This is a genomic window from Bradyrhizobium sp. 604_D8_N2_3, from assembly GCF_051810765.1.
In the GTDB taxonomy this organism is placed as follows: domain Bacteria; phylum Pseudomonadota; class Alphaproteobacteria; order Rhizobiales; family Xanthobacteraceae; genus Bradyrhizobium; species Bradyrhizobium barranii.
The window spans coordinates 717,474-741,173 of the sequence record NZ_JBPWPM010000001.1; the positions used below are offsets into that span (position 1 = coordinate 717,474).

At 64.8% G+C, this 23,700-nt stretch carries 26 protein-coding genes and 1 tRNA gene; 15 read left to right on the top strand and 12 right to left on the bottom strand.

The window, feature by feature from the left end:
• Nucleotides 1-9 precede the first annotated feature (9 nt).
• Nucleotides 10-420 carry a c-type cytochrome gene (locus AB7245_RS03390; protein WP_187387906.1) on the top strand — a complete coding sequence of 137 codons (411 nt, stop codon included), beginning with the start codon at nt 10-12 and terminating at the stop codon, nt 418-420.
• A 180-nt stretch (nt 421-600) separates the two neighbouring features.
• Here the strand turns inward: AB7245_RS03390 and AB7245_RS03395 are convergent, their stop codons facing one another.
• Complete coding sequence (locus tag AB7245_RS03395; protein ID WP_028159916.1) at nt 601-1,992, bottom strand: M48 family metalloprotease; 1,392 nt, start codon at nt 1,990-1,992, stop codon at nt 601-603.
• 133 nt (nt 1,993-2,125) lie between these two features.
• Entirely contained in the window at nt 2,126-2,896 is a 771-nt protein-coding gene (locus AB7245_RS03400) for a thermonuclease family protein (RefSeq protein WP_084794943.1), read from the bottom strand.
• A gap of 414 nt (nt 2,897-3,310) precedes the next feature.
• Between AB7245_RS03400 and AB7245_RS03405 the strand changes: the two genes are divergently transcribed.
• The 3 genes from AB7245_RS03405 (at nt 3,311) to AB7245_RS03415 (ending at nt 6,199) form a co-directional block, all read left to right on the top strand.
• Nucleotides 3,311-4,519 carry an ABC transporter substrate-binding protein gene (locus AB7245_RS03405; protein ID WP_063980652.1) on the top strand — a complete coding sequence of 403 codons (1,209 nt, stop codon included), beginning with the start codon at nt 3,311-3,313 and terminating at the stop codon, nt 4,517-4,519.
• 136 nt (nt 4,520-4,655) lie between these two features.
• Nucleotides 4,656-5,444: an enoyl-CoA hydratase gene (locus AB7245_RS03410; RefSeq protein ID WP_063980653.1), complete on the top strand. Its 789-nt coding sequence runs from the start codon at nt 4,656-4,658 to the stop codon at nt 5,442-5,444.
• A gap of 2 nt (nt 5,445-5,446) precedes the next feature.
• Complete coding sequence (locus AB7245_RS03415) at nt 5,447-6,199, top strand: hypothetical protein (protein WP_063986030.1); 753 nt, start codon at nt 5,447-5,449, stop codon at nt 6,197-6,199.
• Nucleotides 6,200-6,400: 201 nt separating this feature from the next.
• Here AB7245_RS03415 and AB7245_RS03420 read toward each other — a convergent pair whose 3' ends face one another.
• The 3 genes from AB7245_RS03420 to AB7245_RS03430 are packed head-to-tail and all read right to left on the bottom strand — an operon-like array spanning nt 6,401 to nt 9,495.
• Nucleotides 6,401-7,213: an enoyl-CoA hydratase/isomerase family protein gene (locus AB7245_RS03420; protein ID WP_063980654.1), complete on the bottom strand. Its 813-nt coding sequence runs from the start codon at nt 7,211-7,213 to the stop codon at nt 6,401-6,403.
• Between the two features lie 41 nt (nt 7,214-7,254).
• The gene (locus AB7245_RS03425) at nt 7,255-8,415 is read right to left on the bottom strand and encodes an acyl-CoA dehydrogenase family protein (RefSeq protein ID WP_008133127.1); all 1,161 of its coding nucleotides are present in this window, start codon (nt 8,413-8,415) and stop codon (nt 7,255-7,257) included.
• 18 nt (nt 8,416-8,433) lie between these two features.
• Nucleotides 8,434-9,495, bottom strand: a complete 1,062-nt coding sequence (locus AB7245_RS03430; protein ID WP_063980655.1) for an acyl-CoA dehydrogenase family protein — start codon at nt 9,493-9,495, stop codon at nt 8,434-8,436.
• Between the two features lie 260 nt (nt 9,496-9,755).
• On the opposite strand from AB7245_RS03430, the gene AB7245_RS03435 reads away from it, so the two are divergent.
• A complete protein-coding gene (locus tag AB7245_RS03435; protein WP_063980656.1) occupies nt 9,756-10,541 on the top strand; it encodes an SDR family NAD(P)-dependent oxidoreductase in 786 nt (261 codons plus the stop codon).
• 127 nt (nt 10,542-10,668) lie between these two features.
• Here AB7245_RS03435 and AB7245_RS03440 read toward each other — a convergent pair whose 3' ends face one another.
• Together AB7245_RS03440 and AB7245_RS03445 are read right to left on the bottom strand one after the other, a co-directional pair.
• Nucleotides 10,669-10,941, bottom strand: coding sequence for a GlsB/YeaQ/YmgE family stress response membrane protein (locus AB7245_RS03440; RefSeq protein ID WP_080586664.1), 273 nt, complete (start codon nt 10,939-10,941; stop codon nt 10,669-10,671).
• A 42-nt stretch (nt 10,942-10,983) separates the two neighbouring features.
• Nucleotides 10,984-11,586 carry a YidB family protein gene (locus AB7245_RS03445; RefSeq protein ID WP_063980657.1) on the bottom strand — a complete coding sequence of 201 codons (603 nt, stop codon included), beginning with the start codon at nt 11,584-11,586 and terminating at the stop codon, nt 10,984-10,986.
• A 167-nt stretch (nt 11,587-11,753) separates the two neighbouring features.
• Between AB7245_RS03445 and AB7245_RS03450 the strand changes: the two genes are divergently transcribed.
• Nucleotides 11,754-12,761, top strand: a complete 1,008-nt coding sequence (locus AB7245_RS03450; protein ID WP_063980658.1) for a 2-dehydropantoate 2-reductase — start codon at nt 11,754-11,756, stop codon at nt 12,759-12,761.
• Nucleotides 12,762-12,790: 29 nt separating this feature from the next.
• Nucleotides 12,791-13,006, top strand: a complete 216-nt coding sequence (locus tag AB7245_RS03455; RefSeq protein WP_063980659.1) for a hypothetical protein — start codon at nt 12,791-12,793, stop codon at nt 13,004-13,006.
• Nucleotides 13,007-13,082: 76 nt separating this feature from the next.
• On the opposite strand, the gene AB7245_RS03460 is transcribed toward AB7245_RS03455, so the two are convergent.
• Entirely contained in the window at nt 13,083-13,718 is a 636-nt protein-coding gene (locus tag AB7245_RS03460; RefSeq protein WP_063980660.1) for a hypothetical protein, read from the bottom strand.
• A 208-nt stretch (nt 13,719-13,926) separates the two neighbouring features.
• Between AB7245_RS03460 and AB7245_RS03465 the strand changes: the two genes are divergently transcribed.
• From AB7245_RS03465 to AB7245_RS03485, 5 genes are all read left to right on the top strand, one after another.
• Nucleotides 13,927-14,955, top strand: coding sequence for an alpha/beta hydrolase (locus AB7245_RS03465; protein ID WP_063980661.1), 1,029 nt, complete (start codon nt 13,927-13,929; stop codon nt 14,953-14,955).
• A 155-nt stretch (nt 14,956-15,110) separates the two neighbouring features.
• Entirely contained in the window at nt 15,111-16,628 is a 1,518-nt protein-coding gene (locus AB7245_RS03470; RefSeq protein ID WP_231143797.1) for an AMP-binding protein, read from the top strand.
• 23 nt (nt 16,629-16,651) lie between these two features.
• Nucleotides 16,652-17,290, top strand: a complete 639-nt coding sequence (locus tag AB7245_RS03475) for an RraA family protein (protein ID WP_063980662.1) — start codon at nt 16,652-16,654, stop codon at nt 17,288-17,290.
• Nucleotides 17,291-17,317: 27 nt separating this feature from the next.
• Complete coding sequence (locus tag AB7245_RS03480) at nt 17,318-17,689, top strand: dimethylsulfonioproprionate lyase family protein (RefSeq protein ID WP_028159929.1); 372 nt, start codon at nt 17,318-17,320, stop codon at nt 17,687-17,689.
• Between the two features lie 47 nt (nt 17,690-17,736).
• Complete coding sequence (locus AB7245_RS03485) at nt 17,737-18,693, top strand: tripartite tricarboxylate transporter substrate-binding protein (protein ID WP_063980664.1); 957 nt, start codon at nt 17,737-17,739, stop codon at nt 18,691-18,693.
• 57 nt (nt 18,694-18,750) lie between these two features.
• On the opposite strand, the gene AB7245_RS03490 is transcribed toward AB7245_RS03485, so the two are convergent.
• Together AB7245_RS03490 and AB7245_RS03495 are read right to left on the bottom strand one after the other, a co-directional pair.
• A complete protein-coding gene (locus AB7245_RS03490; RefSeq protein ID WP_063980665.1) occupies nt 18,751-19,044 on the bottom strand; it encodes a GYD domain-containing protein in 294 nt (97 codons plus the stop codon).
• A 123-nt stretch (nt 19,045-19,167) separates the two neighbouring features.
• Nucleotides 19,168-19,521, bottom strand: coding sequence for a VOC family protein (locus AB7245_RS03495; protein WP_063980666.1), 354 nt, complete (start codon nt 19,519-19,521; stop codon nt 19,168-19,170).
• A gap of 142 nt (nt 19,522-19,663) precedes the next feature.
• Between AB7245_RS03495 and AB7245_RS03500 the strand changes: the two genes are divergently transcribed.
• Nucleotides 19,664-19,740 (top strand) — tRNA-Arg (locus AB7245_RS03500).
• A gap of 231 nt (nt 19,741-19,971) precedes the next feature.
• Here AB7245_RS03500 and AB7245_RS03505 read toward each other — a convergent pair.
• Complete coding sequence (locus AB7245_RS03505) at nt 19,972-20,142, bottom strand: BA14K family protein (protein WP_231145450.1); 171 nt, start codon at nt 20,140-20,142, stop codon at nt 19,972-19,974.
• Nucleotides 20,143-20,214: 72 nt separating this feature from the next.
• Between AB7245_RS03505 and AB7245_RS03510 the strand changes: the two genes are divergently transcribed.
• Complete coding sequence (locus AB7245_RS03510) at nt 20,215-20,634, top strand: hypothetical protein (protein WP_231145503.1); 420 nt, start codon at nt 20,215-20,217, stop codon at nt 20,632-20,634.
• A gap of 221 nt (nt 20,635-20,855) precedes the next feature.
• The gene (locus tag AB7245_RS03515) at nt 20,856-21,995 is read left to right on the top strand and encodes an amidohydrolase/deacetylase family metallohydrolase (RefSeq protein WP_063980668.1); all 1,140 of its coding nucleotides are present in this window, start codon (nt 20,856-20,858) and stop codon (nt 21,993-21,995) included.
• 36 nt (nt 21,996-22,031) lie between these two features.
• Here AB7245_RS03515 and AB7245_RS03520 read toward each other — a convergent pair whose 3' ends face one another.
• Nucleotides 22,032-23,642: an ABC transporter substrate-binding protein gene (locus tag AB7245_RS03520; RefSeq protein ID WP_063980669.1), complete on the bottom strand. Its 1,611-nt coding sequence runs from the start codon at nt 23,640-23,642 to the stop codon at nt 22,032-22,034.
• Nucleotides 23,643-23,700: the final 58 nt, after the last annotated feature.

Below are 23,700 nucleotides of genomic sequence, written 5' to 3' on the forward strand. Positions count from 1 at the left end.
GGAGATCCCATGAACGTCCGGTCCAATCCCGTCCACCCGCAAAGTTTTGCAAGCCTCCTCACCGTAAGCCTGGTCCTCACCATCGTCGCGGTCGTTTTCTCGACCGGGCTTGCCCACGCCACCGGCAACGTCGCGCGCGGCCAAACGCTCTACAAGGGCTGCGCAGATTGTCACTCCATCAATGAGAACGCTGTCGGCCCGATGCACAAGGGCGTGGTCGGTCGCAAGGCGGGCAGCGTGCCCGGCTATGACTATTCGGCCGATCTGAAGAACTCAGGGATCGTCTGGACCGAGGACAATCTCGACAAATGGCTGGCCGGACCGCAGGCCATGGTGCCGGAAACCAAGATGTTCTTCGACGTCCCGGACGCGCGGGATCGTGCTGACATCATCGCGTTTCTGAAGGAAAAGGCGCGGTAGGTCGGCAGAGCAGGTCTCGTAGGGTGGGCAAAGCGAAGCGTGCCCACCATCTGTCGCTATCATTACGGATCGTGGGCACGGCGCTACGCGCCTTTGCCCACCCTACGGCACTGTCTTTGTGGCCCGAGATCCCGGGTTCGCGCTAAGCGCGCCGCGGGATTGACGCGCGCTTAGCGCGCGTCAATCCGCCACGACCTTCACGCGATCCCGCACCTTCACCTGCGCGTTGCGATCGAGCCCGTTGAGCACGCGGAAGCGTTCGGCGGGATGATCGACGCCGGCCATGCGGTGGGAGAGCGATTCCACGGTGTCGCCGGGCTGCACGGTGATGACCTTGATGCGCAGGGGGCGCGCGGCCTGGATTTCGTCGAGCGTCAGGCGGCGGAATGAATTGACGGTCTCGCGCGCGTTGCGCTCGCTCTCGGTCGATTTCTGCCGTGTCGCGAAGATGAAGCGATAGACGTCGCTGCCGAAGCGCAACGCATAGACCTTGAACTGCCACTGATCGCCCTTGGCGGTGGCGGACGCAGCCGGAAAACCGTTGATGGTGATGTCTTCGGTGGAGGCCTTCTCGACGCCCTCCATCCAGCCGGAATTCAGGTAATCGCCGAGTGACTGCTCGGCCGGCACCCGCACGACGTCGAAGCGCATCGCCTGAGAGCCGCCGTCGCGCACGCCGATCACCGCCTGCGCGGTGTTGTCGAGCGTGAAATTGTCCGGCGCCTGGAAGGTGAAGCCGAGTTTCGGGTGCAGGAAACGCCGGCCGCGGACAAAACCTTCGCTGGGATCTTCGCCATAGACGAGGTTGTCGATCGCGGCGAGATAGGTCTCGCGGTCGCGCTCGGCGCCCTCGGGCGCCGCATATTGCCGTGCGATGGTCTGCGCATTCTGCACGCGCTCGGGGGTGGCCGGATGCGACGAGGTGAAATCCTGCGCGCGCGGATCGAGCGAGGTCTTGCCGACCTTGAGCTCGGCATTGCGCTCCATCGCCGACAGGAAGCGCGCGGCGCCATAGGGATCGAAATGTGCCTTGGCGGAAAGGCCGACGCCGATGCCGTCGGCCTCGAACTCCTGGTTGCGCGAAAAGCTCGCCATGGTGAGCTTGGTCTTGGCCAGTGCAAGCGCGGTGAGATCGGGATCGTTGCTCATGTCGGTGACGACGCGGGTGACGATCGCAGCCTGGCGCGCCTGGTCCTCGCGCATCGCGGCGTGCTTGGACAGCACATGCGCCATCTCGTGGCTGAGCACGGAGGACAATTCCGAAGTGTCGCTGGCGAGCGCGAGCAGGCCGCGGGTGACATAGAGCTGGCCGTTCGGCAGCGCGAACGCGTTCACCGCGCCGGAATTGAGGATGGTGACCTTATAGCCCTGGTCGGGGCGGTCGGACGCCGCGACGAGCCGGTCGACGGTCTTGCTGACCAGCGATTCGAGCCTGGGGTCGTCATAGGTGCCGCCATAGCTCGCCAGGATGCGCTCGTGCTCCTTTTCGGTGGCGGGGGTCTGCGCGACGGCCGGTTTCGGCTTGGGCATCGCCACGGTCGGCGGGGCCGCCGCGGTCTGGAACCGGTTCATGTCGCCGCAACCGGCAAGGGCTGCGCCCAGCACGAGGCACAGCGCCGCCGGCGCAGCCCGCAGGCGGCGGCGTTCACTCGATACGTGCCGTTCTAGCACCCCATCCACGTCGCTTAACCCGTGCCTGGCCCTTTTAGGGCCTTACCCCTGTCGGCTCGTTTGCACCCAGCAACTCGACCTGCCCCGCAAGGCGCACATCGATGCGCGGCCCTGAATTCCCCTCGACCCAGCCCCGGACGCGAATCCGTCTATTTTCCAGGGACTTAAGAGTGATCCCGGCGTTTTCGAGCGCGGGTTGCGTACGCTTTGAAATAGTGACGGCAAAGCCGCGTGTCCAGTTTCGTCCGAAGTTGAGGTAGGTCATTGCCCCAGCTTGCCGGACCGACAGGACTTTGCCCTCGACCACCATAAAGCGCCCGATCCCCGCCAAAATATCGTCCGGACTTTCCGCGTTTTTTATGGCCGACGGGTCAGCCCAGTTGCCCTTTTTTTGGCGCCGTGCCTCGGTCTCCGCCGCCATCAGGGCCGCCGCGCAGTCCTTGTCCGCGATCTCGGCGGAGACGAGGGCGTCGCCCTGGGCGAGCAGCGTCGCCTGGATGGGGGCCTCGCTTTCGCCGACGAAGATGAGTGCGCCCTGACGGCCGTAGCGGTCGGGCGTGTCGTCGGTGCCGCGCAGCGTGACGTCGCGTCCGGTGAGCAGCGACGTCAGCGCCTGCTTCGTCGTTGCGGTTGGCTCGATCCCGGCGAGGCGCACCTCGCGGCCGTCGTCGAGACGCACGCCACGCGCATCGACGATTGCGGCGACGCGGCCGTCGCCTTGGGACTCGAACTGGCACGGTGCGGCGAACGCGGTGTGACCGGCGACGAGAGGAAGTGCGAGGATGAGATGAAGCAGTCGCGTCACGGTGCCCGGAAAGGTTGCGTTGTGCTCTAGTTCTAACGCAAACGTGGCGAACCGCGAAGGCTATCGTAGGGTGGGCAAAGCGAAGCGTGCCCACGTCTTTGATTTGTCGCGCGGGCTCGTGGGCACGGCGCGAAGAGCGCGCCTTTGCCCACCCTACGGCAGTTCGCGTGACGCGTCGCCATTGCCTCACACTCGATCAGCGAATTAATGAACTTGCACAGCAATGACGGTGGAAACATTTCGCCGCAACATGCCATTCCGCTTTGCGGAAAACATGTGCGGCAATCATGCGCCCGCAACGCCCTCGCGCTTGCTGCGCACTTGCGCATGCGGCATGATTGCGGCAACAGCTTCAACCAAGAGCAATAACCAAGCCGCCATCAGAGTACGGCGCGATAAGGGAGGTCTTTTTCTATGAAGCATATTTTGTCGGGCATTTTTGCCGCAGCGTTTGCGCTGAGTGCGAGCGCCGCCGCGCAGGCCCAGGACAAGCCGCCGCTGAAGATCGGCGGCATCCTCGACATGTCGAGCCTCTATGCCGACATCACCGGCCCCGGCAGCGAGACCGCGGCCAAGATGGCCGTCGAAGATTTTGGCGGCGAGGTGCTGGGACGCAAGATCCAGGTGCTGGCGGCCGACCATCTCAACAAGGCTGACCTGTCCGCCAACATCGCCCGCGACATGCTCGACAACCAGGGCGTCGAGATGATCTACGACGTCGCGGCCTCGGCCACTGCACTCGCCGCCGGCGAGATCGCGAAAGCGCGCAACAAGATCATCATGTTCAACGGCCCGGGCTCGATCCGTCTCACCAACGAGGCCTGCGGTCCCTACACCATCCACTACGTGTTCGACACTTACGGCCAGGCCAACGTGACCGGTCTTGCCGCCGTGAAGTCCGGCCTCGACAGCTGGTTCTTCCTCACCGCCGACTACGCCTTCGGCCAGGACCTGGAGAAGGACACCAGCGCCGTCGTCACCAAGACCGGCGGCAAGGTGCTCGGAGCCGTGCGCCATCCGCTCAACACCTCGGATTTTTCGTCGTTCCTGCTCCAGGCGCAAGCGTCCAAGGCCAAGGTGATTGGCCTTGCCAACGCCGGCGGCGATACCGTCAACGCCATCAAGCAGGCGGCCGAGTTCGGCATCACCAAGGGCGGCCAGAAGGTCTCGCCGCTGCTCGCCTTCGTCTCCGACATCGATTCGATCGGGCTGGAGACCGCGCAGGGCCTGCTGCTCGCCGAAGCCTTCTACTGGGACCTCAACGACGACACGCGCGCGTTCTCGAAGCGATTCATGGAGCGCACCAAGCGCGTACCGACCTCGGCGCAGGCCGGCGTCTATTCGTCGGTCACGCATTACCTGAAGGCTGTGAAGGCGGCGGGCACGACCGACTCGGCCGCGGTCATCAAGGTGATGAAAGAGACACCGATCAACGACTTCTTCGCCAAGAACGGCAAGATCCGCGAGGACGGCCGCATGATCCACGACATGTACCTGTTCGAGGTCAAGAAGCCGTCGGAGTCCAAGGGCCGCTGGGACGACTACAAGCTGCTCGCCACCGTGTCCGGCAACGAGGCGTTCCAGTCGCTGGAGCAGTCGCGCTGCCCCCTGGTGAAGAAATAGAGATCGTCATTGCGAGCGAAGCGAAGCAATCCAGAGATGTTTCCGCAGAGACGGTCTGGATTGCTTCGTCGCTTCGCTCCTCGCAATGACGGGTGTGGCTGAGGCCCGAGCAAAACAACAACAAGGGAGACGTCCCATGAACGACATGGTCCTGCAAAAGCTCGAAGGCGGGCTGCTCACCATCACGATGAATCGCCCGGAGCGGAAGAACGCGCTCAACCCCGACATGGTCGCGGGGCTGGTCGAGGCCGCGCGGCGCGCGGCCGACGATCCCGAGGTGCGCGCGGTGCTGTTCAAAGGCGCAGGCGGCTCGTTCTGCGTCGGCGGGGACGTCAAGTCGATGGCGGCAGGCCGTGCGCCGCTGCCGTTCGAAGTGAAAATGGCGAACCTGCGCCGCGGCATGGAAGTGTCGCGCATCCTGCACCAGATGCCAAAGCCCGTGGTGGCGCAGCTCGACGGCGCGGCAGCCGGCGCCGGCCTTTCGATGGCACTGTCCTGCGACCTGCGCATCGCGAGCGAATCCTGCAAGATCACGACCGCCTTCGCCAAGGTCGGCTTCTCAGGCGATTATGGCGGCACCTATTTCCTGACGCAGCTGCTCGGCAGCGCGCGGGCGCGCGAGCTTTATCTGATGTCGCCGGTGCTCTCGGCGAAGGAGGCGTATGCGATCGGCATGGTGACGAAAGTCGTTCCCGACGCCGAGATCGATGCCGCCGCACACGAGCTCGCGCTGTCGCTGGCGCAGGGGCCATCGATCGCGCTCGGCTTCATCAAGCGCAACATCAACAACGCCGAGCATCTGGCGCTGGAAGATTGCTTCGACGGCGAGGCGATCCATCACACCCGTTGCAGCGACACCGAGGATCACAAGGAAGCCGCGAAGGCCTTTGTCGAGAAGCGCAAGCCGACCTTCAAGGGCGCATGACGATGGCGCCCTATATGCGGCTCCGGCAGATCTGCCTCGTCGCGCCGCAGCTCGTGCCTGTGGTCTCCGACATCGCCGGGATCATGGGCCTCGACGTCTGCTACCGCGATGGCAATGTCGCCAAATACGGCCTGGAGAACGCGCTGCTCCCGGTCGACACGATCCTGCTGGAGGTGGTCGCGCCGTTCAAGGGCGGCACCACCGCCGGCCGCTTCATCGAGAAGACCGGCGGCCGCGGCGGCTATATGGCGATCTTCTGCTGCAACGATCCGGACGAACGCGGCCGCAACGCCAATGCGATGGGCGTGCGCACCGCCAACGTGATCGACCACGCGCCCTATCACGGCGTGCAGCTCCACCCCCGCGACTGCCGCGCCGCCTTCATCGAATTCAACCATACCAAAGGCAGCGACGATATTCTGGGGCCGTACCCGCCCGCAGGGCCGGACTGGCAAAAGTTCATCCGCAAGGATGTGACGCAGGCGCTGACGGGCGTGGAGATGCAGAGCCCGGATCCTCAGGGGCTCGCGGAACATTGGGGGAAGATCATCGGGGTCGTACCGAGTGGCGGCGCCGAATTGAAACTGCCCAATGCCACCTTCCATTTCGTGAAGGGCGCCAGCGAGATCATGAGCGCGCTGGAGTTTCAGGTGGCGGATGCCGCAAGCGTGCTGCATGCCGCGAAGGCGAAGGGGCTCGCGATTGCGGGGAACGAGTTTTTGCTCGGCGGGGTGACGTTCCGGCTTGCGGCTTGAGCGGTTGCCTCACACACCGCTGTCGTCCCGGACAAGCGAAGCGCAGATCCGGGACCCATAACCACAGGGAGTGGTTATGATGCGGGATGATAACTCCGCGTCTCCGCCAAACCCCTTCCTGTGGTTATGGGTCCCTGCTTTCGCAGGGACGACAGGGAGATTATGGTGACGCTGGTGTGATACGGCGAGACGTCGCCGCAATCACCTTCCCTTAAAATTCGCCGCGCGGCGCTCTTCCGTCGCCTTGACGCCCTCCTTGAAGTCTTCCGTCGCACGCAGCCGCGTCTGCTCGGCGAGCTCGTGGTTGGTCGCGGCCATCACGCGGTCGGCGAGGTTGGCGCGCATCGTGGCGCGGGTGGAGAGGAGGCCGAGCGGCGAGCATTCGGCGATCTCGGCGGCGAGCTTCATCGCGCCGGCCTTCACCTGGTCCTGCGGCACCAGCTCGTTGGCGAGGCCCCACTTCACTGCCTCCTCGCCGGTGACGCGGCGGCTGGTGTAGAACATCAGCTCAGCGTTGTTCTTGCCGATCAGCTCGGGCAGCGTCACGGTCAGGCCGAAGCCGGGATGGAAACCGAGCTTCGTGAAATTGGCGGAGAAGCGCGCTTCCGGGCAGGTGACGCGGAAGTCGGCCGACACTGCGAGACCGAGCCCGCCGCCGATGGCTGCGCCCTGCACGGCCGCGACGATCGGCTTCTTGGCGCGGAAGATACGCACGGCCTGGATGTAGAGATGGTTGATCGGGCCGAGGTTGTCGGCCGGGTCGCCCTTCTTCTCGGCCTCGCGCGCTTCCTGCGCCTGGCGCGCCGGATCGCCGAAATTGGCGCCGGCACAGAATGCCTTGCCTTGTGCCGACAGCACGGATGCGCGGATCTCGATGTCGCGATCGAACTCGTCGAGTGCATCCGCGATCTGGTTGATCAGCGAGATATCGAAGAAGTTCAGCGGCGGGCGGCGGATCTCGATGGTGCCGACGTGGCCAACTTTTTCGACGCCGATATCTTTATAGGTGCTCATGACGATCCTCGATTGAATTAGCGCAAACCAAGTCCGCGCGACTAGCGCAGGCCAAGTCCGCGCGCGATGATGCCGCGCAGCACCTCGGTGGTGCCGCCCTGGATGGTGAGTTTCGGTGCGGTCTTGATGGCGAAGTCGAGTTGCCGCTCCAGCGTCTCGCGGTTGGTCGCGGTCTCCTCGACGAAGGCGGCGAGATCGCGCACGCGGTGCGGAAGCTGCTGCTCCCAGACCGTGCCGATGTCCTTGACGATGGAGGCTTCCACCACCGGCTCCTTGCCGGCCTGCAGCATGCCCGCAACCGAGACCGACATGCGCCGCATGGTGTGGAGCTGCGCCACGAGACGGCCGATGCCTTCGGCGCTGCGGGTATCCGGGTTGGGGCCGACCGCGCGCACCAGCTCGGTCAACACATAATAGGTCTCGAGGAAACGCTCAGGGCCCGAACGCTCATAGGCGAGCTCGCTCGTCGCCTGCTTCCAGGCGCCGTCGACTTCGCCGAGCACGTGATCATCGGGCACGAAGAAATCGGTGAAGACGACCTCGTTGAACTCGTACTGGCCGGTGATCTGGCCGATCGGGTTCACCTGGATGCCCGGCTGCTTCATCTTGACCAGAAACTGCGTCAGGCCGTGACGGCGGTTTTCCTTGGTCGGCTGCGAGGTCCGGAAGATCGCGATCATGTAGTCGGCGATGTGCGCCGACGAGGTCCAGATCTTTGTGCCGTTGATGAGGTAGCCGCCGTCGGTCTTGGTCGCGCGCGTCTTGGCCGCGAACAGGTCGGAGCCGGAGTTCGGCTCGCTCATGCCGATGGCAAAGCAGATCTCGCCGCGGCAGATGCGCGGCAGGATATCCATCTTGATATGCTCGGGCGCGTATTTGATCAGCACCGGCCCGCTCTGGCGGTCGGCGACGAAGAAACGCCGCGTCGGCGCGTTGGCGACGCGCATTTCCTCGGTCACCACGTAGCGCTCGAGGAAGGAGCGCTCCTGGCCGCCATATTTTTTCGGCCAGGTCATGCCGAGCCAGCCCTTGGCGCCGACCCGGCGGGAGAATTCCGGCGCGTCGGTGTCTTCGCGGTTGGGCTTGTGCGGATCGAAGGTGCCGGCCGCGATTTCCTCGGCGAGGAAGGCGCGCACTTCCTTGCGCAATTGCTCGCACTTCTCGGGCAGGCGGATCGGATCGAAACGGAGGGCAGCGGTCATTGTTGTCTCGTCCTCTGATCAGCGCGAAGCCACGAGCGGCCACAATTCGTCGGCGCCGCGGTTTGCCACCAGCTTGCCGAGCTCGACGGCCCAATGGCTCTCCGAACCGAAATCATCGCGCCAGGCCAGAGCCCGCAGCGAAAAGCGGTGCAGGATGTGCTCGCTGGTGAAGCCGATGGCGCCGTGCACCTGATGCGCGATGGCGCCGCCTTTTTCCGCGGCTTCCGCGCAGCGGATCTTTGCCGAGGCAGCCTCGAGATAGACCTCGTCGTCGAATGACTTTGCGTTCGCGATGGCGTCGGCCGCCGACGTCGCGGCCGCAAGCGCCGCGGCGGATTCGCCGGCGAGACGGGCGAGGTTGTGCTGCACGGCCTGAAACTTCGAGATCTTCTTCTCGAACGCGACGCGCTCGTTGGAATAGCGCACGGAGATGTCGAGCATCGCTTCCAGCGCGCCCGCGATCTGAAGGCTGCGCGCGACGCCGCCCATCAGCATGAGCGTGGTCTGGTCAAAGCCCTTCGCGGGCTTGACGGTGACGGGCTGGACCTTGTCGAGCGTCACGGTATCGCTGTGGTCGTAGCCGACGTTGAGTCCGGATTCGATCCGGCCCTTGCTCGCTTCGACCAAGGCAATCGAGATACCATCCTTGCCGTGCGCCAGCACCGCAAAGTGCTTCGCCGCCTTGGCAAAGGGCACGCCGCGGGCGCGGCCGGAGAGCGCGCCGTCGGCATCGAGGGTAATGCGATCCTTCGGCGAGGCCGGCAGCACCGTCATCTCACCTTCCGGTGAGGCGATTTTCGCCTGCGCAAGCAGCCAGCCCGCCAGCATGGTCTCGGCCAGAGGAACCGCGACTGCGAAGCGGCCGGCGGCGTTCAGCAGCGCAAAACCGTCGGCAAGGCTGGCGCCGGAGCCGCCGAGATCGTCAGGCACCCAGGACAATGGCAAGCCGGCTTCGCTCAGCGCCTGCCACAGCGGCGCCTGCCACGAACCCTTCTTGTCGTTGTTGATGGTCTGCGGATCGGCGAGATCGGCGAAGATTTTCTCCGCGGTCTCGACGACGATATTGTCACTCTCCGCCACAGCGTTCCCCGTGTTTTGCCATTGGCGCGTTCCGTCCGGTCGGCGCGGCGCGCGGTCTCTTCTTGCGCCCGATGATCCGAAAAAGCCATGGCCCTGACAAGCGTTGACCGCAGGCCCATCTGCGGCTCCGGCATGGGCGCAAGAGCTGCTATGGACTAATTCCGCTTAGCGGAGTTTGGTCGATTTGCAGGGCGCGGCAAACTCGCTAAACAGGGCCAGCTGCTTAAGGCTTGTATTCAATCAAGGGGAAGGAAATCCGGATGGCAAAAGATGGCTTGTGCGCAATCGTGACGGGGTCCGCATCCGGACTTGGTGCAGCGACTGCGGAAATTCTCGCGCGGAGCGGGGCGCGGCTCGTCATCAACTATTCCTCGAGCCAGAAGGAAGCCGAGGCCACGGCCGAACTCTGCCGCAAGGCGGGGGCGGCGGAAGTGCTGGTCGCGCAGGGCGACGTTTCAAAAGATGACGATTGCCGCAAGATCGTTGCGGCAGCCAGCGGCTGGGGCCGGCTCGACGTGCTCGTCAACAATGCCGGCATCACCAAGCATGTTGCGCATGCCGATCTCGATGGATTGTCGGCTGAAGATTTCCAGCGCTTGTACGGCGTCAACACGATCGGCCCGTTCCAGATGGTGCGCGCAGCACGCAGCCTGCTCGAGGCCGGCGCGAAGGCTTCGGAACGGCCGTCCGCCGTGGTCAACGTGTCCTCGGTTGCCGGCATCAGCGGCGTCGGCTCGTCGATCGCCTATGCTGCGAGCAAGGGCGCGCTCAACACGATGACGTTGTCGCTGTCCCGTGCACTGGCGCCGCTGATCCGCGTCAACACGGTGTGCCCCGGCTATATCGACACGCCCTGGTTCACCAAGGGCCGCGGCGAGGCCGGCGCCAAGCAGGTGCGCGACAGCGTGGTGGCGAAGGTCCCGCTGAAGGTCGCTTCATCCGCCAATGACATCGCGCAGCTCGTCTGCTTCCTGGCAACGCCGGCGTCGAGCAACATGACCGGCGAGGTCGTGCGGATGGATGCGGGGATGCATCTGATAACTTAATTCGTCATTGCGAGCGAAGCGAAGCAATCCAGAGAGCGTCCGCGCGGACAGTCTGGATTGCTTCGTCGCAAGGGCTCCTCGCGATGATGGAGTGCGAGGGCGGCGTCGTGCCCGACGTCCGGCACCACTACCCTTTTATCACGCCGCTCGCGACCAGCCGGTGCCAGATGAACAGCACCACCACCGCGCCGATCGTGGCCATGATGAAGCCGGCGCCCTGGTCTGGGCTGTAGTGCCCGATCGCCTGTCCGATGAAGGTCGCAAGAAACGCACCGGCGATGCCGAGGATGGTGGTGAGGATAAAGCCGCTCGGGTTGTTCGGTCCCGGCGCCAGCCAGCGCGCGATGAGGCCGGCGATGAAGCCGACGACGATGATCCACAACAGGCCGCCCATGCTCATGTCAGTGCTCCCCTTCCCGAGAATGCGTAGATCAAAGTTCGATTAAAGTCTGCCCGAGAGCTCGTTCTCGGTCGGCAGCCGTCCGTCCGGCGTCAGGTGGTCGATCACCTGTGGCAGATACTGGCTGAGGCCGGAGAGCAGCTCGTCGCGCGACAGGCCGCTCTGGGCGGACAGGCTTTGGATCTGGTCGGCGCCGAGGGCGCTGGCGAGATCGCCGGGCGCGATCGCCTTGTTCTCGCCCTTGCCGACCCAGGTGCTCGCGGTCTCGCCGTGGCCACCCTGCTGGAGCTGGTTGAGGAGATCGCCGAGGCCGCCGCTGAGCACGCTGCCGGCCGCGCCGCCCGCGAGCAGGCCGCCGAGGCCACCCTTGAGCAGATCGCTGAGGCCGCCGCTACCACCGGGGCCGCCGGGAACAGCGCTGCTGCCCGTATTGACAGGCGTCGGAGGCGGCAGCGGCGAGCGCTGCTGCGGCGCCGGCGCCGCGTCGGGCTGGCCAGCCGTCAGATGCTTGAAGGCCTTCCAGGCGATCAGGCCGAGCAGCGCCATGGTCATTGGCGACATGCCGCCGGAGGATTGCTCAGAGCTGGGCGTGCTCGGGCCGCGGGGGCCGTTCTGCATGCCGTTGAGGACGTCGAGTAGACCCATGGTGCTCTCCTTTGGCGTTCTCGTCGGCGAGTTCTCGCCGGTGACAGCCCCCGGGGCAAAAACATATGAGGCTCTCATGACGGTTACAAGGCGAATGCACCGCAACCAATGGGCAGCCGGCGTTGCCTCTGCTATCGAGGGCAGGTCATTCAAGGGAGCAAGGTCAGGTGGTTGCGGATCGACCGATCGTGGTGGCCGGCGCGGGCGCCATCGGCTGTTTCGTCGGAGGCCAGCTGGCGGCCGGAGGGCGCCGCGTCGCGCTGCTGGTGCGGCCGCGGGTCAAAACCGAGATCGAGCGGTTCGGCCTGCGGCTGACCGATTTCGACGGCTCCGAGCAGAAGCTCGGCGCGGGCCAGCTGGCGCTGTCGGAGGATCCCGCGATCTTTCACAACGCCGGCATCGTGCTGGTCACGGTGAAGAGCGCCGACACCGCCGATGTCGCGGACCAGATTGCCCGGCACGCGCCGCAGGACGCCGTCATCGTCTCCCTGCAGAACGGCGTCGGCAATGTCGCGGTTCTGCGCGAGCGGCTCGGCGGCCGGCACGTGCTCGCCGGCATGGTGCCGTTCAACGTGATCGCGATGGGCGAGGGACGCTTCCACCGCTCGACGTCCGGCGACATCCATGTCGGCGCGGATGAGGCGAATACGGCCGTAGCGCTGTCGGTGCCCGGCCTCGCCATGCGCGCAAGCCGCGACATCACCGGCGTGCAATGGGGCAAGCTGATCATCAATTTGAACAATGCGCTCAGTGCGCTGTCCGACATGCCGCTCGCCGCGCAACTGGCGAACCGCGACTGGCGAAGACTGTTCGCCGACCAGATGGCCGAAGGCGTGACTGCGATGAAGGCCGCCGGCATCACGCCGGTCTCGGCGACGCCGATCCCGCTGAGGTGGACGCCGACCCTGCTGAGGCTGCCTGATGTGATCTTCAATGCGATCCTGGGGCGCACGATGAAGATCGATCCCGAGGCGCGCTCCTCGATGTGGCAGGACCTGAAGCAGGGCCGCAAGACCGAGATCGACTATCTCCAGGGCGCAGTCATCGCGCTCGCCGAGCAGAACAACGTCGACGTGCCGCTGATGCGCCGTATTGTTGCGCTGATCAAGCAGGCCGAGACGGCAGGCAATGGTCCGCCGCGGCTGACGCCGCAGCAGATCCGCGGAGCGGCCTGAGTGCGAGCCGGGCGGCGGGAGGAGCAACGATGAGGCGTTGTTTGATGATTGGGCTCGCGCTGGCCGCGCTCTGCGGCACGTCGACGCTGGCCTACGCAAGGCCGCCAACGGTCGTGAGCTCGCCCGGCTATGACAGGCGGTTGCAAGAGAGCAGGTCGCAGTTGGGCAATTCGCCAACGACAACAGAGCCCACGCGTGCGCCGGTGGTCAAACCGAAGCGCGGCAAGAAGAAGCAGCCGAACTGACGCCACACGCTCGCTGTCGTCCCGGATCAGCGCTCCGCTTGTCCGGGACGACAGCGGAGTTTGCCGCGCGATGAGCTTACCCCTTCTTCGCCGGCTTGCTTGGCGCGGGGGTGAACAGCTTCTTCAGATCGCTCAAGCTTTCCGATAGCCGCGGCCATTCGCAGGAGAACGAGCCCTTGGTGCAGGGCGCGCCCTTCGGTCGCGGGCTGACGGACTGCTGCACCTTCGGCCGCTCGACCGGGACAGGCACGCGCGCGACCGGGACGGACACGCGCTCGACCTCGGTTCGCAGTGCGACCTGCTGTTGCCGCGCTTGTTCCTGCTGCTCGCGCTGCTGACGCGCGGCGGCTTGGGCGGCTTCATTGCTGCGGCGCTGATTGGCGAGGTAGGAGGTGTAGGATTCGTCGATCCTCTTCTGCTCCTCCGGCGTCGGATTGGGACCTGCGATGTCGAAGGTGCGGTCCTGGAGGAAATCGTAATAGGAATAGCCGCCGCCTGGCTTGCGGCGGCCCGCGAACTTGGCGTTGCAATCGGCAAGCGCAGCCGTCTTCTCGGTCTTGTTCGCGGCCTTCTCGGCGGCGTCGGCGCATTCCTCGAAATCGACCGGCGCGCGCTTCCACCATTGGGCGTGGGCATGCAACGGCGTCAGCAGAAGAAATCCTGCTGCGGCAACGACTAGCGCCGCACGACGCGATGCAACTACGTCCGACATTCTACGAGAGCATTCCTTGCAAAACTCAACCCGAACTGAGTCGGGTCCGATTTTTGCCCCTTTATCGCCGGCTTGTCACCCGTGGAACTCGGGAATTTCATGGCTGCAATGCTGACATTTTTTGCTTGACGTGGCGCGGGAGTCACAGCCGCGCGGCACATGATCGGCTTAGACTTTATTGGTTTGAATTCGAAGGGGAATATCCGTCATGAGAGCGTTGGCCCGCCTCGCCGCAATCACATTGGCGTTCATTTCCAGCTATGCGTTCGCGGCGGACGAAGAAGCGCCCAACCGCAAGCCGGTGAGGGCGATCGCCGACGCGCGGCTTTCGGTCGGCGGCCAGGGAATGCTGCCGCTCTATCTCTCCAGCGACTGGTCGCTGCCGCTGCCGGCGATCTCGCGCGCCATCATCGTGCTGCACGGACGCCTGCGCAATGCCGACGAATATTACATGTCGGCCCATACTGCGCAGGTTGCCGCGGGCGACGACGGCAAGAGCGCGCTCATGATCGTCCCGCAGTTTCTGGCGGAGATCGATATCGACGCGCACAGGCTGCCCGCGGATACGTTGCGCTGGTCGCTGGAGGGATGGGAGGGCGGCGACGCCGCGCTGGCGCCGAATCCGGTGTCGTCCTTCGATGCGCTCGATGCGATCCTCGTAAAACTCTCGGACCGGCGCATCTTCCCGAATCTGAAGCAGGTCGTCGTCGCCGGCCATTCCGGCGGTGGCCAGGTCGCGCAACGCTATGCCATCGCCGGCAAAGGCGAGGCGGCGCTGTCGCGCCAGCATATCGATGTCCGCTACGTTGTCGCCAATCCCTCCTCCTACGCTTATTTCAGCAACACGCGGCCCGTGCCGGCGATCGCCGCATCCTGCCCGGGCTACAACAATTGGAAATACGGCATGGACGGGCGTCCGCCCTATCTTGCGAACGCAACGCCGGTAGCGCTGGAGCAGCGCTATGTCGAGCGCGAGGTGATCTATCTGCTCGGCACGCTCGACACCAATCCGAAGCATTCTGCGCTGGACAAGAGCTGCATGGCCGAGGCGCAAGGTCCCACGCGCTACGCCCGCGGCCACGCTTATGCGGATGCGATGGCCAAGCGCGACCGCGGCACGCCCAATCACCGGGTCTGGGACGTCGCCGGGGTCGGCCACGACGGCGACAAGATGCTGACCTCGAAATGCGGCCTCGCAGCGCTGTTCGATATTCCGGGCTGCGGGGCGGAGCGCTGATGCGGACGTCTTGAAGGCAGATCTCTTGAAGGCAGATGCCTTGAAGCCAGATCCCTTGAAGGCAGATCCCTTGAAGCGTTGGCTCCGGCTGTTACACTTCGTCTCGCGACGCCTCATCCTGAGACGACGCCAAGAAGACGAAGTGGAAACACCTGATGCTGCTGCCCCTGTCCGACGTGCCTCGCTGGTACGCTCAACGCAAACCGCAAGGCACGATCGCCGTCCGTCACGGGCAGGATACGCTGACATGGGACGAGCTCGAACGCGGCGCCAATCGGCGCGCACGGGCGTTCATGGCCAAGGGCGTCAAGCCCGGCGACTTTGTCGCAATCGGTTTGCCTAATGGCAACGCGTTCTTCGAGACCTCGTTTGCGGTCTGGAAGTGCGGAGCGACGCCGACGTCACTGTCGTGGCGGCTGCCGCGCGGCGAAGCCGCCGCGGTGCTCGACATCCTGAAGCCCGCGCTGGTGGTCGGCGGCGAGGCCGACTGGAACGCGCCGAACCGCCTGCCGGCGGATTTCGTGCCGGAAGGTTTTTCGGACGAGCCGCTCGATCCGCCGGTGGCTCGCTACTGGAAAGCCATGACCAGCGGCGGCTCGACCGGCCGGCCGAAAGTGATCCTCGATCATCAGCCGGCCGTGACCGACACCGTCGCCGCGCCGCCGCTCAACATTCCATTCGGGGTTTCGCTGCTCAATCCCGGTCCGCTCTACCACAATGCGCCGTTCATCGTGTCGCACTACGCGCTGTTCACCGGCGGCCAGCTTACCGGCCTCGTCAAGTTCGACGCCGAGGAGACGTTGCGGCAGATCGCACGCGAGCGCGTGCAATGGGTCAATTTCGTGCCGACCATGATGCACCGAATCTGGGCGCTGCCGGAGAACGTGCGGAACTCTTACGACATGTCGAGCCTTCAGACCGTCTTCCACATGGCGGCTCCGATGCCGCCCTGGCTGAAGGAGAACTGGATCGCCTGGCTCGGCCCTGAGCGCGTCTGGGAGCTCTATGGCGGCACCGAGCGCCAGGGCTCCTGCATCATATCAGGCACGGAATGGCTGACCCACAAGGGCTCGGTCGGCAAGATCGGGGAGATGGCGCGCTTGCGCATCGTCGGCAAGGACGGCAACGACGTCGCGCCCGGCGAGACCGGCGAGATCTATTTCCTCAACAATGACGGCAGGGATGCCACCTATCATTATCTCGGCGCCGAGCCGAAGCGCCGCGCGGACGGCTGGGAGTCGCTCGGCGACATCGGCCGGCTGGACGCCGAAGGCTATCTCTATCTCGGCGACCGTCTCGCCGACATGGTGCTGCGCGGCGGCGCCAACATCTATCCGGCCGAGGTCGAGGCCGCGGTCTCCGAATGCCCCGGTGTGCGGTCCTGCGTGGTGGTGGGATTGCCCGATCCGGAATTGGGCCAGCGCGTGCATGCCATCGTCGAGCCCGAACCTGGCGCGGACGGCCAGGCCATCGCCGACGGCATGGCGGACTTCTTGAAAGACAGGCTGAGCCGCTACAAGCACCCCGAGAGTTTCGAGATCGTCAGCGCCCCGCCGCGCGATGATTCCGGAAAAGTTCGCCGCACCCTGTTGCGCGACGAGCGCGCGGCGTGGATGAAGGAAGGGCGCGCCTTCCGGATTCGGCCGGCGAAGGCGCGGGCGCACGCCGAATAAGAAGAATACAGAAGGATTGAGACATGACGATCACCATCGCAGCGAACAGCGTGCCGAGGCCGCCGGCCGAGATCATCGAGGGTTTTCGCGGCGCGCCGACCTCGGTCATTTCAGACAATCTCGCCCGGTTGCCGGGCGCGGTCGGGCTGAAACCCTATCATCGCGGCGGCAAGCTGGTGGGGACGGCCTTCACCGTGCGCACCCGCCCCGGCGACAATCTCGCCATCCACCGCGCACTTGAACTGGTCGGTCCCGGCGACGTCATCGTGGTCGATGGCGGTGGCGACGAGACGCGCGCGCTGGTCGGCGAGATCATGAAGAACATCGCGCAGTGGCGCAAAGCCGAAGGCTATGTCATCGACGGCGCGATCCGAGATGTCGCGGCCTTCGCCGCTGACGACTTTCCCTGCTACGCCCGCGCGGTGATCCATCGCGGCCCCTACAAGAACGGCCCCGGCGAGATCAACGTGCCTGTTACGATCGGCGGCAGCGTCATCTCGCCCGGCGACATCGTCGTCGGCGATGAGGACGGCGTGGTGTCGTTCCCCGCCGCCGGCGCCGCGGCGCTGCTGGAAGCCGTCCGCGCCCAGGTCGCGCGTGAGGAGGAGACCATGAAGGCGATCCGCGAGGGCCGCTACCAGGGCTCCTATGGCAAATCCTGATCGGATCAGAATGAAGGGGAGGGCGGCTTGAGCCAGAAGGACGAATTTCACAACATCGACGATCCCAGCGATGGCCTCTTCCGCGAGCTCGCGGCGGGGGTGACCACGCGCATCTTTTCCGGCGAGCAGGCGATGCTGTCGGTGGTGACGCTGGCCCCGCATGCGCAGGGCACGCTGCATCATCATCCCGAGGAGCAATGGGGCGTGCTGCTCGACGGCTCCGCCATCCGCGTCCAGGGCGATGAGGAAATTCCGGTAAAGAAGGGCGATTTCTGGCGCACGCCCGGCAATGTGCCGCACACGATGCGCGCCGGCCCCGATGGGGCCCGCGTGCTGGACATTTTCAGTCCACCACGGCCAGAATACAAAAAAGCGGGGTCGGGCTTCGGCACGACTTAAGCGCCAAAGAGCAAAAAGCCAGGCGCAAAACCAAAGGGGAGGGGACTATGACGATCACACGACGCACGCTGCTGGCAGCGCCCGCTATTCTCGCAATCGCGCCAGCGGTGGCGCAGGCCGGCAAGATTACTCTGGTGGTGCCGTTTCCGCCGGGCGGATCGACCGATGCGATGGCGCGGCTGTTGCAGGCCAATCTACAGACAAAACTCAACCGCATCGTCGTGGTCGAGAACAAGTCGGGCGCCGCCGGCGCGCTCGGCGCGGCGCAGGTTGCCAAGAGCCCGCCGGACGGCTCGACGTTCCTGGTCACCTTCGATTCCCACGCGGTGATCCCGTCCATCCTCGACAAGCCGCCGGTCGATGTCGAGCGCGAGCTGATGCCGGTGCTGCTGGTGGGCACCGCGCCCTACGTGATCGCCGCCGGCGCCGGCCGTCCCTACAAGAGCTTTGCCGACGTGGTCGCCGCCTGCAAGGCGACGCCCGGCGCGGTGAAATATGCCTCCGTCGGCATCGGCACGCTCGGCCATCTCGCCATGACGGTGCTCGGCACCAAGGCCGGCGTCGAGATCATGCACGTGCCCTATCGCGGCGGCGGCCCGGCGATGAACGACGTGCTCGGCGGCCATGTCGATCTGATCGCGGGATCGGCGGCGCTGGTCTCGGCCCAACTCGGCACCAACATGCTGCGGCCGATCCTGCAACTCGGCCGCGAGCGGCTGCCGGGCTTACCGGATACGCCGACCGCGATCGAGGCCGGCTTTCCGGACTTTGAGACGCTGGCGTGGTGGGGCGTTTTCGCGCCCGCGGGCACGCCGCCGGATATCGTCGCGGCCATGGCGACGGCGTCCAGGGAGATCCTGAGCGAGCCCGCGACCGCCGCCCAGCTCAAGGAGACCCAGCAGATGACGCTGCTGCTCCAGGACGGCGCCGCCTTCAAGAGCTTCTTCGACAAGCAGGTCGCCTATTGGGGCAAGGTGGTGCGCGAGAACAATATCAGGGCATGAGAGGCCTATTCCCGGGATTGCCATCCCGGGTCCAGTGCGCTCGCGCGGGCTTGAGCGTCAGAGCATCTTGCCGACGATCTTTGTCATATCTGCCGCCGAAAACGCGCGCAGCGTTTCGGTGCGGACATTGCCGAGTGCGCTGAGACTAAGGCTGAGCGACATCGCGGCAGCCTCATCTGGAGCCTCGAGAACGGTTACAACGTCATATCGTCCCTGCGTCCAGACGATCTCTTTCACGGTCACGCCGAACGTTTTGGCCATCTCCTTGAAGGCGTCGGCCCGCTTCGGCGAGTCCTTGACGTTGCGGACTCCCTGATCAGTGAAGCTTCCCAGCACGACATAGGTTACCATGGTCGTCCTCCCTGGTTAGAACCCAGATCCAATTCTCGCTTGAGGCAACCGCGCCGAGCTTGCCACGGCGGCTGAGACAGCGCTACTGCGCGTTGGGAACGTCAGCGGATGTGACTTATTCGGTCAGGACAACGGCCGCGCGAAACTGAGCTCATGGCCGTCGGGGTCGGTGAGATGGAAGTAGCGCTCACCCCATTCTGCATCGCGCGGCGTGGTCGACGGCTGCCATCCGGCGGCGCGTGCGCGCTCGTAGGTCCCGTCGACATCGGCGACGTAGAAGATGATGCGGCCCCACCAGGACCAGCGCTTGTCGTCCGGCTGCGCCGTCAGGTTGAGATAGCCGGTGCCGGCGCGAAAGCTGGTGAATGCGGCGGCTTCGCCGCCATACAGGAGCTCGAACCCCAGCGAACGGTAGAAGTGCACGGCGCGCCCCATGTCATGCGTGCCGAGCGTGATGGCACTGATGCTTTCGATCATGTGAGCTGCTCCGCCGAGAGGGGCCTGGAAGCGATTGTATAGCCGCCCCGTTCAGGTTGACGATGATCCGGCCCGCCTTGCGGCTGGCGAACCGCATTTTGCTCTGCTATGACGGGATCGAACCCATACCAGCGGGTTCCGCGGTCCCGTAGCTCAGCCGGATAGAGCGGCGGTTTCCTAAACCGTAGGTCGCATGTTCGAGTCATGCCGGGATCGCCAGCTTTTCGATGACTTAGCTTGATGCCGCCAGGGGCGGAGCGTGGTGGTTTCGCAACGCTACGCATCATGAGCTGATTGATCAGCAGCCTCCCAACGACATTCGTCACAACCATATTGCTTTGGGGAGACTGGCAACAGCAACGCGCCGGCAATTCGAGCCGTGCGTCGTCAGCGATCTCAGGGATTCCCAAGGTGCCGGCGAGCACGGCTCGAAGACATCACCACATCGAGCTATGGGCAGGGGTGTCGCTTGCCATCGTAGCCGAGATACGTTCCCGAAGCCGGGTCGTACGACCGATATTTTTGTTCGCAATAGGACGAGCCATCAGCGGAGTCGTCGTAATCGCCGTAGTAGCCGTCGTCGTAGCCGCCATAGTAAGGCCAGCCCGAATAGGCGCCCAGCGCTAAGGCGCCGCCAAGGCCAAGACCCCCGCCGTAAGCAAATGCGTGGCGGTAGCGATGCCGGAATCCGGCATGATGGAATTGACCGCCATGGAAGCCGGCGCCGGCCGCGACGGGACGTGGCGCATGGAAGCCGCCGGCGGCCCGGAAGTGACCAACTCCGCCGTGGAAGCCTCCGCCGCCTCCGAAGTGCCCACCACCGTGAAATCCGCCGCCGCCTCCGAAATGTCCGCCACCGCCCCCATGTCCACCGCCCCCATGTCCGCCGCCGCGCGCAGAGGCGGCCGCTCCCGGCGCCAAGGTTGCGCAAAGAGCGATCACGCCAAGCAATTTCAGTCGTTCCATCGTTTTTTCTCCAGCTACATGATGTCGGCCACGTCTCGACCTTTGCCGGACACTCATTGGCCCGAGACCTGCCGACGACTCCATGTTTGCCGGATGCGCGCTCGCCGTCTTTTCAATAGGCCGCGGATGTTTCAGCTTCGCACGTGAAGCCGGAATCCGAGCGAACAGGCCGCTGATATTGTTGACCTGAGAGCGGTTTCGTAAAACATGGGTTGAAAGTTCGAGTCGTCCCGGGATCGCCATTTTGTCATGGGCAATCGTCGCAGTTTGCCACGCTCGTCGGCGCAAAATTTGCTAGAAGCGAAAGACGTCCTTCCTGGCCTTGCCGACGTGCCGGCCACGCCTCGCTACCCCATCCGGAGACAACAATGCCTTTCGACTTGATCCTGCGCGGCGGCCGTGTGGTCGACCCGTCCCAGAAGCTCGATGCCGTGACGGACATCGCCTTTGCCGGCGGCAAGGTCGCCGCCGTCGGGACCGGGCTCAAGGCCGATCCGGGCACCGATGTGCGCGACGTCTCGCGTTACATCGTGACGCCGGGGTTGATCGATCTGCACACCCATGTCTATTGGGGCGGCACCTCGCTCGGCATCGATGCCGAGGAATTCTGCCGCCTCTCCGGCGTCACCACTGCGGTCGATACCGGCAGTGCCGGTCCCGGCAATTTCGCGGGCTTCCGCAAGCATGTGATCGAGCCGAGCCAGGTCCGCATCCTCGCCTATCTGCACGTCTCGCATGCCGGCATCTTCGGCTTCTCGCACCGGATCATGGTCGGCGAGAGCGAGGAGTTGCGGCTGATGAACCCGATCGAGGCGGCCAAGGTGGCCGATGCCAACCGCGACCTCATCGTCGGCATCAAGGTGCGCGTGGGGCTGCACTCCTCGGGCACGTCGGGGATCGTGCCGCTCGACATCGCGCTCGAGGTCGCGAACGAGGTCGGCATGCCGCTGATGGCGCATATCGACCATCCGCCGCCGAGCTACGAGGAGGTGCTGGGCCGCCTGCGTCCGGGCGACGTGCTGACCCATGCGTTCCGCCCCTTCCCCAACACGCCGGCGACCGCGCAAGGCACAGTGAAGAGGGCGGTGCTGGACGCGCGCGAGCGCGGCGTGCTGTTCGATATCGGCCACGGCAAGGGCTCGTTCGCCTTCAAGACCGCGCGCGCGATGCTCGCCAACGGCTTCTATCCCGACACGATCTCTTCCGACATCCATCAGCTCTGCATCGACGGCCCGGCGTTCGACCAGGTCACGACCATGTCGAAATTCCTGTGCATGGGCATGGAGCTGTCGGACGTCGTCGCCGCCTCGACGGTGAACGCGGCCATGGCGCTGCGGCGTCCCGAGCTCGGCAGCCTCAAGCCCGGTAGCGTCGGCGACGCCACGCTTGTTACGGTCAGGCAGGGCCAGTTCGACTATGAGGACGTCGTCGGCGAGCACCTGATCGGGGATCGCAAGATCGTCTCCGAGGGCGTCGTGATCGGCGGCCGCTGGTGGCATCCGAATTAGGGCTTTGCCTCTTCCCGTGAGAACGGGGAGAGGAAGCTACTCGTTCTTGTCTACATTCCAGAACATCGGCGTCGCCGGGCCGTCGATCACGCCGGTGAGCGATTTGCGCCAGGCGCTCGGCGCCTGGAACTGGCCGAGCGGGACGTAGATCACCTGGTCGTAGGCTTCCTTCTGCACCTCAAGCGCGATCTTCTTGCGCTCCTCGGGCGAGGTCGCGCGGGCAAAGGAATCGCGCAACTCCTCGAGCTTGGGGTCCTCGGACCAGCCGTACCAGCCGCCACTCGTGCCCTTGCCGACCATCGGGACGTTGACCAGCGGGTTCAAGGAGTCGGCGGCGCCCTGGTAGGTAAAGAACATGTTCCAGCCACCTTCCTTCGGCGGCTTCTGGATTGCCCGGCGGGTGACCACGGTCTGCCAGTCCATCGCCTGCAGATCGACCTTGAAGCCGGCGTCGCGCAACAGCTGTGCGACCACGACCGGCTGCGCCTTCAGCAGGATCTGATCGGTCGGCGCCAGGATCACCACGGGCGTGCCGTCATAACCGGCCTCGGCCAACGCCTTCCTGGCGTCCGCCATGCCGTTGCCCTTTATCAGGGTCTCGCCGCCGGCGTCGCTGGCGAGCGGCGTGTCGCAGATGAAGAACGCGCCGCACAGCTTGTAGTATTTGGGATTGCCGATCTGCGCGTCGAGCACGTCCTTCTGGTTGATCGCCAGCATCGCGGCGCGGCGGATCTTCACATTGTCGAATGGCGGATGCAGAAAATTCATCCGGCCGAACGACTGGAAGCCGAACTTGTTCAGGATGGATACGTTGATGTCCGGATTGGACTCGAGCGCGGGCAGCATGTCGAATGGCGGCGTCTCGACGAAATCGACATCGCCTGACTGCAGCGCGTTGAGCGCGGTCTGCGCGTCCGGCATCGTGATCCACTCGACCCGGTCAACCTTGGCCACCTTGCCGCCCGAGGTCCATTCGGCCGGCTCCTTGCGCGGCACATAGTCGGTGTTCTTTTCGTAGACGGCCTTCACGCCGGGCTGGAATTCGGCCGCGACGAATCTGAACGGGCCGGAGCCGATCTGCTCGGGAATCTGCTTGGTGATCGGGGTTTCAGCAAGCCGCTTGGGCATCATGAAGGCGCAGACCGACGATGGCTTGGCGATCGTCTCCAGCACCAGGCCATAGGGCTCCTTCAGCTTGAAGACGATTGTTTTGGCGTCCGCGGCTTCGATACCGGCCGTGAAGTCCATCAGCTTGCGCGCCATGCCGTCGACGCTCGTACCCCAGCGCTTCAGGGAGGCCACGCAATCCTCGGCCGTCACCGGTGCACCGTCATGCCACTTCAGGCCGTCGCGCAAGGTGAAGGTGTAGGTCAGCTTGTCCGCGGACACTGTCCAGTCGGCCATCTGCGGCTGCACCTTGAAGCTGGAATCGATGCCGAGCAGCGTATCGTAGACCATGTAGCCATGGTCGCGGGTGATGATGGCTGTCGTGAAGCCAGGGTCGGTGACGCGAAGGTCCGATTGCATCACCGCGCTCAGGGTCTTCTTTCCGGTCGCGGCAGATACAACCGACGTCCAGGCCAGAGGAAGTGCCGATGGCGCAACAGCCGCAAGCTGAAGCAGTTTCCGTCGCGAGACGTGAACCATTCGCTTCTCCTGACTTGACGCAAAACGAAACCAGATGGCGGTTGCCGAACACGGGCAG